Annotated in this window: 15 protein-coding genes and 1 pseudogene; 6 read left to right on the forward strand and 10 right to left on the reverse strand. The window is 72.2% G+C overall.

Annotated elements, in window-relative coordinates:
* Positions 1 to 130: 130 nt before the first annotated feature.
* From IE118_RS12850 to IE118_RS12875, 6 genes are all read right to left on the reverse strand, one after another.
* Complete coding sequence (locus tag IE118_RS12850; RefSeq protein ID WP_189557935.1) at positions 131 to 2,698, reverse strand: polynucleotide kinase-phosphatase; 2,568 nt, start codon at positions 2,696 to 2,698, stop codon at positions 131 to 133.
* Positions 2,695 to 4,158, reverse strand: coding sequence for a 3' terminal RNA ribose 2'-O-methyltransferase Hen1 (locus IE118_RS12855; protein WP_189557936.1), 1,464 nt, complete (start codon positions 4,156 to 4,158; stop codon positions 2,695 to 2,697). The genes IE118_RS12850 and IE118_RS12855 overlap by 4 nt, the downstream gene beginning before the upstream one ends.
* A gap of 163 nt (positions 4,159 to 4,321) precedes the next feature.
* A complete protein-coding gene (locus IE118_RS12860; protein WP_189557937.1) occupies positions 4,322 to 5,245 on the reverse strand; it encodes an LLM class F420-dependent oxidoreductase in 924 nt (307 codons plus the stop codon).
* 119 nt (positions 5,246 to 5,364) lie between these two features.
* The gene (locus IE118_RS12865) at positions 5,365 to 5,835 is read right to left on the reverse strand and encodes a DUF6099 family protein (RefSeq protein ID WP_189557938.1); all 471 of its coding nucleotides are present in this window, start codon (positions 5,833 to 5,835) and stop codon (positions 5,365 to 5,367) included.
* Positions 5,836 to 6,035: 200 nt separating this feature from the next.
* Positions 6,036 to 6,401 (reverse strand): nucleotide pyrophosphohydrolase, encoded by a 366-nt coding sequence (locus IE118_RS12870; protein ID WP_189557939.1) that lies wholly within the window; start codon positions 6,399 to 6,401, stop codon positions 6,036 to 6,038.
* Between the two features lie 134 nt (positions 6,402 to 6,535).
* On the reverse strand, positions 6,536 to 6,931 hold the full coding sequence (locus IE118_RS12875) for a cell division protein SepF (protein WP_189557940.1): 396 nt from the start codon (positions 6,929 to 6,931) through the stop codon (positions 6,536 to 6,538).
* 183 nt (positions 6,932 to 7,114) lie between these two features.
* Here IE118_RS12875 and IE118_RS12880 point away from each other — a divergent pair, with 183 nt between their 5' ends.
* Positions 7,115 to 7,705 (forward strand): YdeI/OmpD-associated family protein, encoded by a 591-nt coding sequence (locus IE118_RS12880; protein ID WP_189557941.1) that lies wholly within the window; start codon positions 7,115 to 7,117, stop codon positions 7,703 to 7,705.
* A gap of 27 nt (positions 7,706 to 7,732) precedes the next feature.
* Here IE118_RS12880 and IE118_RS12885 read toward each other — a convergent pair whose 3' ends face one another.
* From IE118_RS12885 to IE118_RS12900, 4 genes are all read right to left on the reverse strand, one after another.
* Positions 7,733 to 9,223 (reverse strand): glycoside hydrolase family 3 protein, encoded by a 1,491-nt coding sequence (locus tag IE118_RS12885; RefSeq protein WP_189557942.1) that lies wholly within the window; start codon positions 9,221 to 9,223, stop codon positions 7,733 to 7,735.
* A gap of 9 nt (positions 9,224 to 9,232) precedes the next feature.
* Positions 9,233 to 10,066, reverse strand: a complete 834-nt coding sequence (locus IE118_RS12890) for a carbohydrate ABC transporter permease (protein WP_189557943.1) — start codon at positions 10,064 to 10,066, stop codon at positions 9,233 to 9,235.
* Positions 10,063 to 11,049 carry a carbohydrate ABC transporter permease gene (locus IE118_RS12895; protein WP_189557944.1) on the reverse strand — a complete coding sequence of 329 codons (987 nt, stop codon included), beginning with the start codon at positions 11,047 to 11,049 and terminating at the stop codon, positions 10,063 to 10,065. The genes IE118_RS12890 and IE118_RS12895 overlap by 4 nt, the downstream gene beginning before the upstream one ends.
* A gap of 88 nt (positions 11,050 to 11,137) precedes the next feature.
* Entirely contained in the window at positions 11,138 to 12,415 is a 1,278-nt protein-coding gene (locus tag IE118_RS12900) for an extracellular solute-binding protein (protein WP_189557945.1), read from the reverse strand.
* A 372-nt stretch (positions 12,416 to 12,787) separates the two neighbouring features.
* On the opposite strand from IE118_RS12900, the gene IE118_RS12905 reads away from it, so the two are divergent.
* The 5 genes and pseudogenes from IE118_RS12905 (at position 12,788) to IE118_RS34040 (ending at position 18,078) form a co-directional block, all read left to right on the forward strand.
* Positions 12,788 to 13,552 carry a GntR family transcriptional regulator gene (locus IE118_RS12905; protein WP_189557946.1) on the forward strand — a complete coding sequence of 255 codons (765 nt, stop codon included), beginning with the start codon at positions 12,788 to 12,790 and terminating at the stop codon, positions 13,550 to 13,552.
* Positions 13,553 to 14,048: 496 nt separating this feature from the next.
* Entirely contained in the window at positions 14,049 to 15,074 is a 1,026-nt protein-coding gene (locus IE118_RS12910; RefSeq protein WP_189557947.1) for a phytanoyl-CoA dioxygenase family protein, read from the forward strand.
* Positions 15,071 to 16,387: a DUF6271 family protein gene (locus IE118_RS12915; RefSeq protein WP_229846787.1), complete on the forward strand. Its 1,317-nt coding sequence runs from the start codon at positions 15,071 to 15,073 to the stop codon at positions 16,385 to 16,387. The genes IE118_RS12910 and IE118_RS12915 overlap by 4 nt, the downstream gene beginning before the upstream one ends.
* A pseudogene (locus IE118_RS12920) lies at positions 16,345 to 17,544 on the forward strand (type III PLP-dependent enzyme); the annotation flags it as partial. The gene IE118_RS12915 and the pseudogene IE118_RS12920, both read left to right, overlap by 43 nt.
* A 75-nt stretch (positions 17,545 to 17,619) precedes the next feature.
* Positions 17,620 to 18,078 (forward strand): GNAT family N-acetyltransferase, encoded by a 459-nt coding sequence (locus tag IE118_RS34040; RefSeq protein WP_229846797.1) that lies wholly within the window; start codon positions 17,620 to 17,622, stop codon positions 18,076 to 18,078.
* Positions 18,079 to 18,080: the final 2 nt, after the last annotated feature.

Genomic DNA, 18,080 nt, shown 5'->3' on the forward strand with positions numbered 1-18,080 from the left:
GTTCACCTGACGGACCAGCGAAGCTAGCACGCGAACTGCCGTGAACCAAGGGACCTCGACCCACCCGGCCCCGGTCCCGGCGGGCACCGGGCGGCCCTTCGCGGGCCGGGCCCGGTACCTCGCCCGCCGGTCACAGCCTGGGGTCGACCGGTTCCGACTCCAGGGCCAGGACGGCGAAGACCGGCTCGTGGACGCGCCACAGCGGTTCGCCCTCGGCCAGGCGGTCCAGTGCCTCCAGGCCGAGCGCGTACTCGCGGATCGCGAGGGAGCGCTTGTGGTTGAGGAAGCGGCCGCGCAGCCGGGCCAGGTTCTCCGGGCGGGTGTATTCGGGGCCGTAGATGATGCGCAGGTACTCGCGGCCCCGGCACTTGATGCCGGGCTGCACCAGGCGGCCCGAGGCGTCGCGGACCAGCGCGTCGACCGGCTTGACGACCATGCCCTCGCCGCCGCGTCCGGTCATCTCCAGCCACCAGTCGACGCCGGCCCGCACCGACTCGGGATCGGTGGTGTCGACGTGGAGGCGGCGGGTGGTGCGGAGCAGTCCGGTGGCGTCGTGCTCGGTCATGCGGTCGATGAGGGCGAGCTGCCGGTCGTGCGGCAGGGCGGCCAGGCTGCGGCCCTGGACGGCGAGGAGCTGGAAGGGCGCCAGGCGCACCCCGTCCAGACCGTCGGTGGTCCAGCAGTAACGGCGGTAGGCGTCGGTGAACGCCGCGGCGGAGGCCGCGCGTTCGCGCTGCCGGTCCAGCAGGTCCCCTACCTCCACCCCGCGGGCCGCCGCGCTCTCCAGGGCGGTCAGGGCGCCCGGGAAGACCGCGCCGGAGGCGGCGCCGACCGCGGCGTACTGCGAGCGGAGCAGGCCGGACGCCTTGAGGGACCACGGCATCAGCTCGGCGTCCAGCAGCAGCCAGTCGGTGTCGAGTTCTTCCCACAGACCGGCCTCGGTGACGGCGGTGCGCAGCCGGGCGAGGATCTCCTCCGTGACGGACGCGTCGTCGAAGAAGGGCCGGCCGGTACGGGTGTAGAGGGAGCCGGTCTCGCCGCCGGCGACGCCGAAGCGCCGGGCGGCGACGTCGGCGTCGCGGCAGACCAGGGCGACCGCGCGCGAGCCCATGTGCTTCTCCTCGCACACGACGCGGGTGACGCCGTCCCGCTCGTACTGGGCGAAGGCCTCCACCGGGTGTTCGAGGTAACCGTCGAGGTGCGAGGTGGCGGTGGGTGCCATCGTCGGCGGGAGGTACGGCAGCAGCCGCGGGTCGATCGCGAAGCGGCTCATCACCTCCAGGGCGGCCGCCGCGTTCTCCTCGCGGACGGACACCCGGCCGGTGTGCCGGGTCTCGACGACACGGCGGCCGTGCACGTCCGCCAGGTCCAGGGGGCGTCCCTCGTGGCCGCCGGGGGCCTCGGTGCGCAGCGGGCGGGCCGGCTCGTACCAGACCCGCTCGGCGGGTACGTCGACCAGTTCACGCTCCGGCCAGCGCAGGGCGGTGAGCTTGCCGCCGAAGACCGCGCCGGTGTCCAGGCAGATGGTGTTGTTGAGCCAGGTCGCCTCGGGGACGGGGGTGTGGCCGTAGACGACGGCGGCCCGGCCGCGGTAGTCCTCGGCCCACGGGTAGCGCACGGGCAGGCCGAACTCGTCGGTCTCGCCGGTGGTGTCGCCGTACAGGGCGTGGCTGCGGACCCGGCCGGAGGTGCGGCCGTGGTACTTCTCCGGCAGTCCGGCGTGGCAGACCACGAGCCTGCCCCCGTCGAGGACGTAGTGGCTGACCAGGCCGTCGATGAACTGCCGTACCTCGGCGCGGAACTCCTCGCTCTCCGCGTCCATCTGGGCGACGGTCTCGGCGAGTCCGTGGGTGTGCTGGACGTTCCGGCCCTTGAGGTGGCGGCCGAACTTGTTCTCGTGGTTCCCGGGCACGCAGAGGGCGTTGCCCGACTTCACCATGGTCATCACGCGGCGCAGCACGGCGGGGCTGTCGGGGCCGCGGTCGACGAGGTCGCCGACGAAGACGGCGGTGCGGCCCTCGGGGTGGACGCCGTCGGCGTACCCCAGCTTGCCGAGCAGCGCCTCCAGTTCGGCGGAGCAGCCGTGGACGTCGCCGATGATGTCGAAGGGCCCGGTGAGGTGGGTGAGGTCGTTGTACCGCTTCTCGGTGACGACGACGGCCCGCTCGACCTCCTCCACGCCGCGCAGCACGTGCACCTTGCGGAAGCCCTCGCGCTCCAGGTGGCGCAGGGAGCGGCGCAGTTCGCGGGTGTGCCGCTGGATGACCCGGCGCGGCATGTCGGCGCGGTCGGTGCGGGCCGCGTTGCGTTCGGCGCACACCTGCTCGGGCACGTCGAGGACGATGGCGATGGGCAGCACGTCGTGCCGCTTGGCCAGGTCGACGAGCTGCCGCCGGGCGTCCTGCTGGACGCTGGTGGCGTCGACGACGGTGCGGCGGCCGGCGGCGAGGCGCTTGCCGGCGATGTAGTGCAGCACGTCGAAGGCGTCGCGGGAGGCGCTCTGGTCGTTCTCGTCGTCGGCGACCAGGCCGCGGCAGAAGTCGGAGGAGATGACCTCGGTCGGCTTGAAGTGCCGCCGGGCGAAGGTGGACTTGCCGGAGCCGGAGGCGCCGATCAGCACGACGAGGGAGAGGTCGGTGACGGGCAGGGCGCGAGCGCCCTCGGTGGCGTCGGCGGTGGTGGTGTCGGTGGTGGTCATGCGGCCTTCTCCTCCTTCGCGGACCCGGTGCGGAACACGGCCATCTGGGTGGGCGGACCGACCTCGGGGTCGTCCGGTCCCACGGGCACGAACTCCACGGTGTAGCCGTGCCGTTCGGCGACCTTCCGCGCCCAGGCCCGGAACTCGGCGCGGGTCCACTCGAAGCGGTGGTCACCGTGCCGGACGTGGCCGGCCGGGAGGCTCTCCCAGCGCACGTTGTACTCGACGTTCGGGGTGGTCACGAGAACCGTGCCGGGGCGCGCGGCGCCGAACACGGCGTACTCCAGGGCGGGCAGCCTGGGCGGGTCGAGGTGCTCGATCACCTCGCTGAGCACGGCGGCGTCGTAGCCCTTGAGCCTCTTGTCGGTGTAGGCGAGGGAGCCCTGGAAGAGGCTGACGCGCGCGGACTGCCGCTCCCCCATGCGGTCCAGTCTCAGCCGCCGGGAGGCGATGGTGAGGGCCCGCACCGACACGTCCACGCCGGCGATCTCGGTGAACGAGGGGTCCTTCAGCAGCTGCTGCACCAGCTGGCCCTGTCCGCAGCCGAGGTCCAGCACCCGGGCGGCGCCGCAGGAGCGGAGCGCGGTGAGGATCGCCTCGCGGCGCTGCACGGCGAGCGGGGTCGGCCGCTCCTCCTGCTCGGTCTCCGCCCCGACGGCGTTGTCGATGGCCTCGACGTCGCTGTCGTCCGCCTCCGCCAGCCGGACCAGTTCCAGGCGCTCCCTGGCCTGCCGGGTCAGTGACCAGCGGCGGGAGAGGTAGCGGCTGGTGATCAGCTGCTGTTCCGGGTGTCCGGGGAGCCAGCCCTCGCCGGCCCGCAGCAGCTTGTCGACCTCGTCGGAGGCGACCCAGTAGTGCTTGGCGTCGTCGAGGACGGGGAGCAGGACGTAGAGGTGGCGCAGGGCCTCGGCGAGGGTCAGCGTGTCCGCCTCCAGGCGCAAACTCACGTAGCGCGAGTCGCCCCACTGCGGGAACTCGGTGTCCAGCGGCACGGGTTCGGCGGTGACCGTCCAGCCGAGCGGTGCGAAGAGCCGGCCGACGAGCCCGGGTCCGCCGCGCGCGGGCAGCGCGGGGATCTCGACGCGCAGCGGGCGCGGCTGCGCCGGGAGGTGCGGGCGGGCGTTGCAGACGCCGCGCATGGCGCTGGAGAAGACGCCGCTCAGCGCGACGGCGAGGAGCGAGGAGGCCGCGTAGGGGCGGTCGTTGACGTACTGCGCGAGGGCGGCGTCGGGTGCGCCGCCGCGGCCCTTGCCCTTGCCGCGCCGGACCAGTGCCACCGCGTCCACCTCCAGCAGCAGTGCCGCCGTGCAGCGCTCGGCGTCGGCCTCGGGGTAGAGGACGTGTGCCGTGCCGTAGGAGGTGGAGAACGCCTGCGCCTTCTCGGGATGCTTGTGCAGCAGGAAACCGAGGTCGGTCGCCGGGCTCTCGGCGGAGCCGGTGGTACTGATCGTCAGGAACACGGTGGTTACACCTCGAACACCTTCTGAACTGCGGATACGCGCCGGGATTCCGGCGCGTGCGCTCAACGTACAGGGAAGGTGTCGCGAGGTCGCACGGAATTTCGAGCCCGGTCGCGCGGGTCCGCCGCCGGGCGGGGGCGGACCCGTTCGCCGGGCGGGGGCGTTACGACAGCTGGGAGCCCACCTGGGTGGAGATCAGTTCCAGGTGGTCGAGGTCGGACAGGTCGAGGACCTGGAGGTAGATGCGCCGGGAGCCGGTCCCGGCGTAGCGGCCGATCTTGTCGACGACCTCGGCCGGGGAGCCCGCCAGGCCGTTGGCCTTGAGTTCGCCGACCTCGCGGCCGATGGCGGCGGCGCGGCGGGCGACCTCCCGGTCGTCCTTGCCGACGCAGACGACGAGGGCGTTGGAGTAGACGAGGTCGTCCGGGTCGCGGCCGGCCTCCCGGGCGGCGTCACGGACCCGGCCGAACTGGCGGGCGGTGTCCTCCACGGAGGCGAAGGGCATGTTGAACTCGTCCGCGTACCGGGCCGCCAGGCGGGGGGTGCGGGTCGCGCCGTGGCCGCCGATGAGCACCGGCACCCTGGCCTGGGCGGGCTTGGGCAGCGCGGGGGACCCGGTGAGGTCGTAGTAGGTGCCGTGGTGGTCGAAGGTCTTGCCGGGCTCGGTGGCCCACAGTCCGGTGACGATCTCCAGCTGTTCCTCGAGGCGGCCGAACTTCTCCTTCGGGAAGGGAATGCCGTACGCCTTGTGCTCCTCCTCGAACCAGCCCGCGCCCAGGCCGAGTTCGATGCGGCCGCCGGACATCTGGTCCACCTGGGCGACCTGGATGGCGAGCACGCCGGGGAGGCGGAAGGTGCCGGCCGTCATCAGGGTGCCGAGCCGGATGCGCCTGGTCTCGCGGGCGAGTCCGGCGAGGGTGATCCAGGCGTCGGTCGGGCCGGGCAGCCCGTCGCCGGAGCCCATGCTGAGGTAGTGGTCCGAGCGGAAGAACGCGTCGAAGCCGAGGTCCTCGGTGGCCTTGGCGACGGTGAGCAAGGTGTCGTAGGTGGCCCCCTGCTGGGGCTCGGTGAAGATGCGGAGATCCATGTCTCCATCCTGCACGTTCCCGGCCGGGGACGGCTCCGCCGGCCCTCCGGCGCGCCCCGCCCCGGACCCGCGAACGGGTGGTACCGGGCGGGGCCCGGCGGGTGCGGGAGGCGGTGTGTTCAGCCGGCCTCCCGCACCGGCAGGGCCTCCTCGCGGTCGGCCAGCCTGCGCAGCATCTCCACGACGCGGTCGCGCGACTCGTCGGCCGCGTCGATGGCCTCCATGCACTGCCAGTACGTCGCCTCGTCGTCCACGGAGCAGGCGATGCCGACCAGGGCGATGCCGACCTCGCCGAGCAGTCCGCCCAGGCACAGCAGCGCCTGACGGGCGTCACCCAGTTCGGTCAGCTGGGCCGCGCGCAGTTCCTCCGGGGCGATCTCCGGGGCGTCCAGCACGCCGCAGCCGCGGCCCGCCAGCTCGGTCAGCCCCAGGGCCTCTCCGCGCAGTTCGGGTGGTCCGAGGACCGCGAGCCGGCTGCCCATCGCCTGTGCCAGGGCCTGCGCCTGCCACACCTCGGCCAGCATCTCCGGCACGCCGCCGCTCGCGGCCAGCGCCCTTCTGCTTGTCACGATGAGCCGCACAGCGTCCATGCGCTGCCCCCGTCTGTCCGACGCGCTGCCCACGCGTCCGCATCCGTCGCTCTCTCCTGTTCACTACCCAGAGTGAGGGGGCGTGAGACAAAAAGCCAGAGGAAGACCGAAATCTGCGGACAACAATTCGATCGCGACCCGCTTTTCGTATACGGAGAGTGAAAACGGAGCCGGCGGCTCCCTACGTGCGGGGAGCTTCCCTACGTGCCGGGCGGCTTCCCGGCCGGGAACCTGAGCTCGTTCCGGTCGATCTTCGCCTCCAGGGCGGCCAGCGGATCGACGCCGAGGACCTCGCAGAACTGGAGGAGGTAGGCGAGGACGTCGGCGACCTCGTCGGTGACGCGGTGCGCGGTGCCGGGGTCGTCCATGACCCGGGCGGACTCCTCGGGCGTCAGCCACTGGAAGATCTCCAGGAGTTCGGAGGCCTCCACGCTGAGTGCGGCGGCGAGGTTTTTCGGGGTGTGGTAGGGCTGCCAGTCGCGGGCGGCCGCGAACGCGGCCAGGCGGTGCCGGAGTTCCGTGAGACCGGGCGGGCGCGGGGCGTCGTCGTCGTGCGGATCAGTCACGGTCCAGGTGTACCACCGTCGTCCCGCCCGCCCCGGCGGCCGGCCGGGGAGACCCCGCCCACCGCTCCGGCCGGGCGGATGCGCCGGCACCTCCGCGCCGCCGGACCGTGTGCCCCGCGAGGGCCCCTGGTCGGTCAGGTGCCCGGGAGGCCCATCCCCTCCATCAGCCCCGTGACCTCCGTGCCGGACGGGGTCAGCAGGAAGACGTTGCGGTCGACGCGGTGCATCCCGCTCGCCAGGCCGAAGACGACACCCGTGCTGAAGTCCAGGACGCGTTTGGCGACGTCGGGTTCCGCGCTGGTCAGGTCGAGCAGCACGGGTATGCCGGACATCAGGGTCTCGGCGACGTCGCGGGCGTCCGCGAACACGTTCACGCGCAGGACGACGAAGCGGCGCCGCGCCTCCGTCTCGGCCTCGGGCAGCGCGCGGTGGCCCACCGCGGACGGCCACGCGTCGCGGCCCCGCAGCGGAACGACCTGGGCGAGCCCCTCCCACTGCTCGTCGGTGACGTCGTGGCTGCTCACCGGCATGCTCCATCCCCTGTCGCGCTGGCTTTCTGCATCGGGCAATTCTTACTCATGGTCACCCGATCGGCCGAATACGACACGCTCCGCCATCGCACCGCACCCCCTCCCGCACCCACGCGAGGGAACCCGACTCCCCTGCGTCGCAGCCGCGTTGACCCGGTCCCGCCCAGCATGTCGCATGCACACATGACTGGTGACACGGAGGGTGTGGCGGGGCCGGTGCGCGCCTTCGGGATCCGGGAGGACCGGGAGGCGTACCCGGAGGAGCACCACGAGGACGCCGGCGGGGTGTGGGTGAAGATCCCGCGCAAGGGGTCCGGGATCGCCGGGACCGACTACGCGACCGCGCCGGAGTCGGCGCTGTGCCACGGCTGGATCGACGGCCACGAGAAGGAGCCGGCCGGCACCCACCGGCTCCGGCGCTTCACTCCGCGCCGCCCGCGCAGCAGGTGGTCGGCGGTCAACCGGCGGAAGGCCCTCGACCTGATCGCCCGGGGACGCGTGCGGCCGCCCGGCCTGCGCGAGGTGGAGAGGGCGCGGGCGGACGGCCGCTGGGAGGCCGCGTACGCGAGCCGGAGCAGGGCGACGGTGCCGGACGATCCGCGGGCCGCGCCGGACGCGGTGCCCGGCGCCGCCGCGTTCTCCGGCACCCTCGACAGCCGCAACCGTTACGCGATCCTGCACCGGGTCGGGGAGGCGAAGCGGCCGCGGACCCGCGCGGCCCCGATCGAGAGGTTCGTCGCCGTGCTCGCCGAGGGCAGGAAGCCCCACCCCTGAGCGGTGGCGGGCGGCGGCCGGCGCGGATCAGCCCGCGACGACCGCCTCGGCCGCCGCGACGCCGCAGACGCGTGCCGCGCCGTGGGTGGCGATGTGCGGGGCGCCGCGCGGGGCGGACTGCGGTACGCCCATCTCGACCACCACGGTCCGCGGGTCGGCGGCGAGCAGGGTGTCGACGGCCGTGCGCATCCACGGGTGCCGGTGCTCGTCGCGGACCACGGCGACGACGCGCAGGCCCGCCGCCGCCTTCAGTGCCGCCTCGCCCGCGCCGGGGCCGGTGAAGTGACCGGTGAGGGTGCCGGGCAGCAGCCGCTCCAGTTCCTCGCCGACACCCCACGGGGTCTCGTCGCCCACGGCGATGTTCGGGGCCGGGTTGAAGGTGGCCACGTACACCGGTCCGGTGACCGGCGCCGGGTCCGCGGACCGGGTCACGGTCACCGCGCGGCGGGCCGCCGTCAGGCCGATCTCCGGCCGGGGGTCGGCGGTCGCCGCGGGGGACCGCCGCACACCGGCGGTCCACTCGGCGAGCGCGCGCACCCGGGCGGCCGCGTCGGCGAGCCGCTCCTCCGGCAGCTCACCGGAGCGTACGGCGCTCACCAGCGCGTTCTGCAGGTTCCGCACCGTGTCCTCGTCGCACAGCCCGCCGCCCACGCAGATCGCGTCGGCGCCGGCGGCGATGGCCAGGACGACCCCGTGTTCGAGGCCGTAGGTACCGGAGACGGCGCGCATCTCCATGCCGTCGGTGACGATCAGGCCGTCGTAGCCGAGTTCGCCGCGCAGCAGGTCGGTGAGGATGCGCCGGGACAGTGTGGCCGGGCGGTCCGGGTCGAGGACCGGCACCCGGATGTGGGCGCTCATGACGGCACGCGTGCCGGCCGCGATCGCGGCCCGGAACGGCTGCAGTTCGCGCTCGTGCAGCGTGGTGGAGTCGAGGTCGATCTGCGGCAGCGCGTGGTGGGAGTCGACGCTCGTGTCGCCGTGGCCGGGGAAGTGCTTGGTGCACGCGGCGACGCCGGTGGACTGCAGGCCCTCCACGTAGGCGGCGGTGTGCCGGGCGACCAGGGCGGTGTCCCGGCCGAAGGAGCGCACGCCGATCACCGGGTTGTCGGGGTCGGCGTTGACGTCGGCGGAGGGGGCCCAGTTGAAGTTGACCCCGCACTCGGCGAGCCGGCGGCCCAGTTCGCGGGCGACGCCCCGGGTCAGGTCCGTGTCGTCGACCGCGCCCAGAGCGTGGTTGCCGGGGAAGGAGGAACCGGTGCGCACCTCCAGGCGGGTGACGTCGCCGCTCTCCTCGTCGATGGCCACCAGCAGGTCGTCCCGCTCGGCCCGCAGTTGCGCGGTGAGGGCGGTGACCTGCTCGGCGGTGGCGACGTTGCGGCCGAAGAGGGCGACGGAGGCGAGGCCCTCGCCGAGCCGGCGGCGTACCCAGTCGGGCGCGGTGGTGCCGGCGAAGCCCGGCTGGAGCACGGCGAGCGCGTCCCGGGTGAGGGTGTCGGTGCCGGTGGTGAATGTCGTCATCGGGTGGCGTTATCCCTTCACGGCGCCCGCGGTGAGACCGCTGACGGCCCTGCGCTGCAGGAAGACGAAGAGGATCAGGATCGGGATGGCGAAGAGCGACGAGGCGGCCATCGTGGCACCCCAGTCGTTGCCGAACTGGGTCTGGAAGCTGGACAGCCACAGCGGCAGGGTCTGCGCACCGCCGGATTCCTTGCTGAGCACCAGGACGAGGGGGAACTCGTTCCACGCGGTGATGAAGCCGAACATGGAGGTGGACATCAGACCCGGCGCGAGCAGCGGCAGGATGACCCGGCGGAACGCCTGGGCGCGGGTGCAGCCGTCGACCATCGCCGACTCCTCCAGCTCCTTCGGCACGGCGGCGACGAAGCCGCGGAGCGTCAGGATGGTGAAGGGCAGGATCATCATCATGTAGAAGGCCGTGAGCGGCACCAGGCTGTTCAGCATGGAGGCGTCCCGCACGATCATGTAGATCGCGATGACCATGACCTCCCAGGGCGCCATCTGGGCCAGCATGAAGCCGATGACGAAGCCGCGCCGCCCCTTGAACCGCATGCGGGCCAGGGCGAAGGAGCCGGCCAGCGCGATGAGCAGCGAGAACACGACGGCCAGGCCGGTGACGGTCAGCGAGTTGCGGACGTAGGTCCAGAAGTGGTCGGCGTCCGTCGCGGTCCTGAAGTGCTCGAACGTGATGTTCGTGGGGAACCACACCGGGTTCTCCGCGATGATGTCGCCGGTCGGCTTCAGGGCCGTGGCGAACATCCAGTACACGGGGAAGACGCAGGCGATGAACACGACGACGGCCGTGGCGTTGGGCCACACGCGGCCGAAGAGCGAGCGCTTCACAGCTCGTCCTCCTCTTGCTTGAGCACGATCCTGAGGTAGTAGGCGGTCAGGCCGAGCATGATCAGGATGGTCAGGACGGCGATCGCCGCGCCCATGCCGTAGTGCTGGTTGCCGACGCCCTCGACGTAGGCGTAGACCGGCAGGATCTCGGTGAGCCGGTCGGGGCCTCCGCCGTTGAAGGTGAAGACCTGGACGAACGCCTTGAAGATCCAGATGATCTCCAGGAACGTCGTCGCGTAGAGGAACGGCCGCAGGAACGGCAGGGTGACCGTGGTGAAGCTGCGCCAGGCGCCGGCGCCGTCCAGGGCGGCGGCCTCGTACAGTTCGCCGGGGATGGTGGTGGTCGCCGCGTAGAGGTTGATCGCGACGAACGGGACGGACATCCAGACGATCAGCAGGGTCACGACGAAGAACGTCGACATCTGGCTGCTGGTCCAGCTGTAGTCGGCCATGGAGTGCCAGCCGAGTTTGTCCAGGACCCAGTTGACGACACCGAACCGCTGCGCGAAGAGCCACTGGTACACGGTGGTGGCGGCGACCACGGGCATGGCCCAGGCCAGCACCAGGCCGATCAGCAGGGTCAGCCGCATCCGCTTGCCGAGGCGGGCGAGCAGCAGACCGGTCAGGGCGCCCAGGACCATCGTCAGGACGACGTTGACCGCCGTGAACAGGATGGAGCGGAGGGTGACCCGCCAGAAGTCCTCGCCGGTGAGGACCTCCTTGTAGTTGTCGAAGCCGTTCCACTCCGTGACGTGCTGGATCAGCTGCGCCATGTTGAGGTTCTGGAACGACAGCAGCAGGTCCTTCAGCAGCGGCCAGCCGAGCAGCAGCACGGTGGCCGCGCAGGCGGGCAGCAGCAGGAGGTAGGGGGCGAGCGCGCCGGCGCGCGACGCGGCTCTCGGTTTCGGCCTGCCGGGTCCTGTGTCGTCCGCCTTGCGGACGTCCGCCGGGCCGGAAGGCGGCCGTTCGGTCTGCACGGTCATGCTCGCGATCTCTCTTCTCGGCGTGCTGAACGCGGGGCGGGGGCCGTCGCGTCGGTCGGCCCCCGCCCCGGTCGGAGCGCGTGCGCTCCTACTGCTGCTGCGCCAGGCGCTTGTTGAACTCGCCCTCGACCTGCTTGGCGGCCTCGGCCGGGGACTTGCCGTTCAGCACGGCGGTCAGGTACGTCTTGATCGGGTTGGGCGCGTTCTCGACCGCGGCCCACTCCGGGATCAGCGGCGTGGTGCCGCCGACGGCGGCGGCCGGTGCGGCGGCCTCGGCGGGGGCGTTGCCCTTCAGGTTGCTCTGCAGCGACTCCTTGTTGGGGATGACGCCGTTGAGCTTGGCCAGCTGGCCCTCGAACTGGTCGGAGAGGGCGATCTTCAGGAACTCCTTGGCCAGTTCCTGCTTCTTGCTGCCGGCGGCGACGGCGAGGTTGGAGCCGCCGAGGAAGACGCCCTCGGGCTTGTCGGCCGCGGCACCGGGGATGGTGAAGTAGCCGATGTCCTGCTCGATCTTCGGGTTGGCCTTGATCGCGATGCCGGCTTCCCAGCCCATGCCGATGAACGCGCCGACGTTGCCCTTGGCGAAGACCTCACCCTGCTGCGGGGTGGCCTCGTCCTTGTCCTTGGGCGCCTTCGACAGCGCCTGGAACTTCTTGTACGTCTCCGTGGCGGCGGCGACCTTCGGGTCGTCGAGGTTGGAGACGTACTTGTCGCCGTCCTTCTTGACGAGTTCGCCGCCCTCGCCGATCACGAGGCCGACGAAGTGGTACCAGTTCTGGCCGGGCAGGTAGATCGGCTCGGCGTCGGTCTTGGCACCGATGGTCTTGAGCGCGGCGTAGAACTCGTCGCGGGTCTTGGGGGTGTCCTTGAGGCCGGCGTCCGCCCACACCTTCTTGTTGTAGAGGACGACGCGGTTGGCGAAGTACCAGGGCGCGGCGTACTGCTTGCCCTCGAAGACGGACGACTCGTTGAGCGACTCGGTCCACTCGCCGCCGATCTCGGACTTGAGGTCGGCGAGGTCGGCGAGCCCGCCGGTCTTGGCGTAGGCCGGGGTCTGCGTGTTGCCGATCTCGAAGACGTCCGGCGGGTTCTCCTCGGACAGCGCGGTGGTCAGCTTCTGCTGGATGCCGTTCCACTGCTGGACCTCGAACTTGACCTTCGCCTTGGTCTTCTTCTCGAACTCGGCGGTGAGGTCCTTCTGCCACTGGTCCGGCGACGAGCCGTCCATCACCCACACGGTGAGCGTCTCGCCGGCGTAACCGTCCGCTCCGGCCTTCTTGTCGCCGTCGCCGCTGTCGCCGCCGCACGCAGCGACGGAGAACAACATGCCCGCGACCCCGATCGCGGCTATCAGCTTGCGCTTCACGCGCCACCCCTCCTCAGGAATGCCTTCCACACCCACGCCCTCGGCGGTGACCCTGACAACGGCGCAACGGCTCGGGGGGCTGGGACCCGGCTTCCTCTAAATGGTTTAGACCAGCAAGGGGAGCTTGGCCTAGACCTATGGCTCTGTCAAGGGTCGTGGACTCACGCCTCGGTAACGGCTCGGACACCCCTGACGGGCCGCAGAACTCCACCCAAACGGGGACGGGTTGAGGGTTGGACTAGACCAAAGCGAGAGCACACCGTTATAACGGGATCGCCGAGCGTGCGGCGCCGAACCCGGCCGTCCGCCGACGTGCACCGCGGCCGGCTCCCTGCCGTCCGCGCGCCGGACACCGCAGCCGGAAGGCAGGTCATGAGCACCGACGTCGTTAGCGCCCGGGCCGGAAGGGGGGCGCCGGACCCCATCGGTCGCGTCCCGAAGTACTACCGCATCAAGCAGCGGTTACTGCAGATGACCGACGAGCGGGCGCCGGGCGCCCCGATGCCGGCCGAGCGCCTGCTCGCCGTCGAGTTCCGCACCTCCCGCACCACGATCCGCAGGGCGTTGCAGGAGCTGGTGGGCGAGGGCCGGCTGGACCGGATCCAGGGCAAGGGCACGTTCGTCGCCCGCCCGAAGGTCTACCGGACGCTCCAGCTCACCTCCTACACGGAGGACATGCGGGCCCAGGGGCTCAACCCGACCTCGCAGGTACTGGACATCGGGTACGTCCCCGCCGACGCCGAGCTCGCGGCCCTGCTGGAGGTGGAGCCGGAGGACAGGGTGCTGCGCATCGAGCGGCTGCGGCTGGCCGGCGGGGAGCCGATGGCCATCGAGGCGACCCACCTGTCCGCCCGCCGATTCCCCCACCTGCGCCGCAACCTCTCCCGTTACACCTCGCTCTACACCACCCTCGCCGAGGTGTACGGGGTGCGCCCGGCGGAGGCCGACGAGACGATCGAGACCTCCCCGGCGACCCCGCGGGAGGCCGGACTGCTCGGTACGGACGTGGGGCTGCCGATGCTGCTGCTGTCCCGCCACGCGCGGGACGAGTCCGGAACGCCGGTGGAATGGGTCCGCTCGGTGTACCGCGGCTCGCGCTACAAGTTCACGGCGACCCTGACCCGCCCGACACCCTGACTGGCGCCTTCGTCTTCAACCTCCTTTATATAAACATAAGTTGAAAAAGGTGTTCCTTGACAGGGCACATTGGTCCAGTCCACGATCCCCATGGTCTGAACCACTCGCGGGGCACGGTCGTCACAGCCGCCGCGTGCACAACCCCGCACGGAGGTCCCCGCATGGCCGAGAGCAGCCGCCCGCGACTGCCGCGGTGGACGCACTCCGTGCGCCGGCCCCCTTCCGGGAGGACGCAGGCGCCGGGCCGGATGCCGGCGCGACCGTCCGGTCCGGGGGGCGACATCGATGTCACCCCCGGCCTCCCGCGCCCGGCGTCCGGGGTGCGCTCCCGCTCCCGCGGGGCGCACCCCGGAGTCGTTTCCGGGCGCGCCGCCGTCCGGCCGTAGCGGACCCGTGCGGCGCCGGCCGGTCACCGGCTCCGTCGCCCGCCGCGTCCGCCCCTTCTTCCTTCCTCCTGTCCGCATGCCGTGAGCGATCCCGATCTCCGGAGTACCGCATGACGACGAAGCACCGTTTCTTACACCGCGCCGCCTCCGAGCGCCCCTACTTCAGCGCCGACGGTGAGACGTACCTCGCCGAGACGCAGCTGAGGCACCTGAAGAAGGACCTGCCGCTGCGGGTGCTGACCGAGGAGCAGTTCGCGTCCTGGCAGGACCACGGTCACGTGGTGGTGCCGGAGGCGATCTCCCCCGACGCGGCCAAGCGGCTGCTGGAGTTCGCCTGGGAGTTCCAGGGCCTCGACCCGCAGCGGCCCGACACCTGGTACGAGGAGCGCGCCTTCCGCTCGGACCTCGACCGGGACCTGTACGTGTACGGCTTCGTGGAGGCGTATCACCACCAGCTGATCTGGGACAGCCGGCAGTCGCAGCGGGTTCACGACGCGTTCGTGGACGTGTGGGACTGCGAGGAGCTGTGGGTGACGCTGGACCGCCTCAACCTCAACCCGCCGAATGTGCGGAACCGTTCGCGGTCCCTGATCGACCCCACGGACGAGGGGTTCGACATCGAGCTGCACTGGGACGTGGACACCACGGCGAGCGTGCTGCCGCAGCGGGTGCAGGGCATCATCGCGCTCACCGACACCGAGGACGACCACGGCGGTTTCCAGTGCTCGCCGGAGCTCTTCCGCCGGTTCGACGCGTGGCGGACGGGGCAGCCCGCCGGGCGGGACCCGATCCGGCCGGGCACCGACCCCGCTCAGTTCCCGGTGGTGCGGCCCCGGTTGAAGGCGGGTGACCTGCTGATCTTCAACGGGATGCTGGCGCACGGCGTGGCCGGCAACTCCTCGGCCGACGGGGTGCGGGCGGTGCAGTACCTGTCGATGATGCCCGCCCTGGAGGAGCACGAGGAGCTGCGCCGCTCGCGGGTGGAGTCCTGGCGCACGCTGAGCACGCCCGACTGGAACGCGACCCTGCTCGGCGACGCGGTGAAGCACGAGTCGCTGCGCTACGGGACGGCCGAACTCAACGGTCTGGGCCGCAGGCTGCTGGGCCTCGACGCCTGGCACGAGCGGACGCGATGAGGCGGGGGGACGACGTGCACCGGATATGCCTGGCACTCCCCACCGACCGGGAGTGCTCCGCGACCATCACGGCCGTCGGCGCGGAAGCCGCCTACGCCGTCCGGCACTTCGACGTCGAAGTGCGTCTGCTGGTCCTCGACTCCTCCGACGCGGCGACCCGGGCGGCGCACGCCCGGACGGTCGCCGCGCTGCCCGAGGTGCCGCACGTCGTGGTGCACCACCTCGACGAGTCCGCCCAGCGGGACTTCCTGCGCGGTGCCGTCGAACGGGCCGCGCTCCCGGAGCCGGAGCGGATCCTGCGCCTCATGCTCCCGGACGCGCTGTCGTACGGTGCCTGCACCAACCGGGCGTTCCTGATCGCGGCGGCGCTGGGCTGCCGTTCGGTGCACCGGCGCGACTCCGACTGCGCCTACCAGGTGTTCGGGGGCTCGCCCGTGTACCCGGTGCACCACGAACTGGCCTCCCTGGGCAAGCGGGCCGCCGACGCCTTCTCCGGGGTGTCGGAGGTGGCCCTCGACCCCGCGCTCGCCCACCGGCCCGTGTCCCTGGTGGGTGCCTCCTTCATCGGGGAGCTCTCCGTCGACATCGGCGGGATCCGGGAGCTCGACAAGGAGGTCTACGAGGAGGTCGTCGGCCTGTGGGCGCCCGGCCACTGGACCGACGAACAGCGGCGGGAACTGGCCGAGGAGTCCTTCACGGGCGCCGGACTGCTGCCCTTCACGGGCGACCACTCGACGCTGACGCTGGTCGACCCGATGCGCGTCGACATGTGCAACATCGCCTTCGCCCGGGACGTGTACGAGCGGCTGCCGCTGCCGCCCGCCACCGCGACCATCGGCAGCGACTACTTCCTCATCCACGCCGTGTACGACGCCTCCCTGCCCGGCGTCCTGCACAACCGGCACATCGAGAACTACTACACCGGGGAGCGCCGCACCCGTGCGGGGTTCCTGGCGTACCAGACCCGGTTCGTGAAGTTCCTGCTGTCGATGCTGTACTTCCACCACGTCTACGAGCGGATGGCGGACGCGGGTGACGCGTTGCTGGACGACGACGGCCGGCTGGACCCGGCGCCCTTCGCGTCCTTCCTCGCCGAGAGCGTGGGGCTGGACCGCGCGGAGAACGAGCGGCGGCTGGACACCGTGGCCGAGGCGTACGGCCGGCTGGGCGGGAAGTACGCCGAGTTCGCGCGCGGCATGACGGCCGAGCGGGAACGGCTGCTGGACGAGGCCGCGCGGGACACCGCGGACTTCGTGGCCCTCATCGGCGCCTGGGAGGCCCTCGTGCACGCGGGCCGGGGCGCGCTGCGGTGAGCGGGAACCTGCGCACCGCGCTCGCGGCCGCGACCGAGGACGCGCTCGTCTACGACCTGGACGGGATCGCCGGCCGGCTGGCGGCGCTGACCGGCGAACTGCCCGGCGTCGACGTGCGGTTCGCCATGAAGGCGTGCCCGGTGGACGAGGTCCTCGCACTCCTGGCGGACCGGGGCGCCGGCTTCGACGCGGCGAGCCCGGGGGAGATCGTCCGGGCGCTGGCGACGGGGGTGCCCGCGCACCGCGTGCACTACGGAAACACGGTGAAGTCCGACCGTGACATCGCCGAGGCGTACCGGCTGGGCGTGCGGGACTTCGCCACGGACAGCACCGAGGACGTGGCGGCGCTCGCCGTACACGCTCCGGGCGCGCGCGTGTTCTGCCGGCTGGCGACCACGGGCGAGGGCGCGCTGTGGGGGCTGAGCCGGAAGTTCGGGTGCTCGGCGGACGACGCCGTGCGGGTGCTGGAGACCGCCCGGGACACGGGTCTGGTCCCCGCCGGGCTGTCGGTGCACGTCGGTTCGCAGCAGATGACCGCCGAGGCGTGGCAGCAGGCCTGCGCGGTCCTCGCCGAGGTGCTCACCGCGCTGCACGGCCGCGGGATCGTGCCGGACCACGTCAACCTGGGCGGGGGGCTGCCCGCGCTCGGCTACGCGGACCGGCGGGGCGAGCCGCTCGACCCGCCGCTGGACAAGATCTTCGCCGTGCTGCGCGAGGGCATGGACCGGCTGGCGGAGCTGTCCCCCCGGGGCCTGGACTTCGTCGTGGAGCCGGGCCGCCACCTGGTCGCCGACCACGGCGCGGTCAGGGCCCGGGTGGCCCGGCTGACGTCCCGGCGCCGGCCGGACGGGGAGCGCGAGCACTGGCTGTACCTGAGCTGCGGCAAGTTCAACGGCCTGTACGAGATGGACGGGGTGCAGTATCCGCTCGTCTTCCCCTCCCACCCCGACGTGACCGACGCCGACCTGGTGCCGGCCGTCGTCGCGGGCCCCACCTGCGACAGCGACGACGCCTACGCGTCCGGCCACCGGGTGCGGGTGCCGAGGGCGGCCGCCTCCGGCGACCCGGTCTGGGTGCTGTCCGCGGGCGCCTACGCCGCCAGTTACACGACCGAGGAGTTCAACGGCTTCGGCCCGCTCCCCCGCGTCTGCGTCCGCGCCGCCGCCCCGGAGGTGCGCGTCCGTACCGTCCGCGAGGACGACTGGCCGCGGATCGCCGCCCTCGAGGAGGGGGTGTACGCGCCGGTCTCGCTGTCCGAGGGGATCGACGCGCTGCGCTCCCGGGGCCGGGCGTCCCCCGGGACGTGCTTCGTCCTGGAGACCGGTGACCGCGTCGCGGGCTACGCGCTCGCCCTGCCCTACCCGCGCCACCGCTACGCGGATCTCCACCGGCCCGAGGAGGGGACGTACGACTCGCGCAACCTGCACCTGCACGACCTCGTGATCGCCGACGACCTGCGCGGCCGGGGGCTGGGCAGCCGGCTGCTGCGGCGCCTCACCGACACCGCCCGGCGGTCGTCGTACGAGCGCATCTCGCTGATCGCCGTCGGCGGGACGGAGCGCTTCTGGGCCGGGCACGGCTACCGGCCCGACCCGGGGGCCGAGCTCCACGGGGATTACGGCGACGGTGCCGTCTACATGTCCTGCCCGGTCCGCCGCGACCGCTCCGGCGGTCCCGAAGAGGGGTCCTGACC

Source organism: Streptomyces pilosus, from assembly GCF_014649835.1.
In the GTDB taxonomy this organism is placed as follows: domain Bacteria; phylum Actinomycetota; class Actinomycetes; order Streptomycetales; family Streptomycetaceae; genus Streptomyces; species Streptomyces pilosus.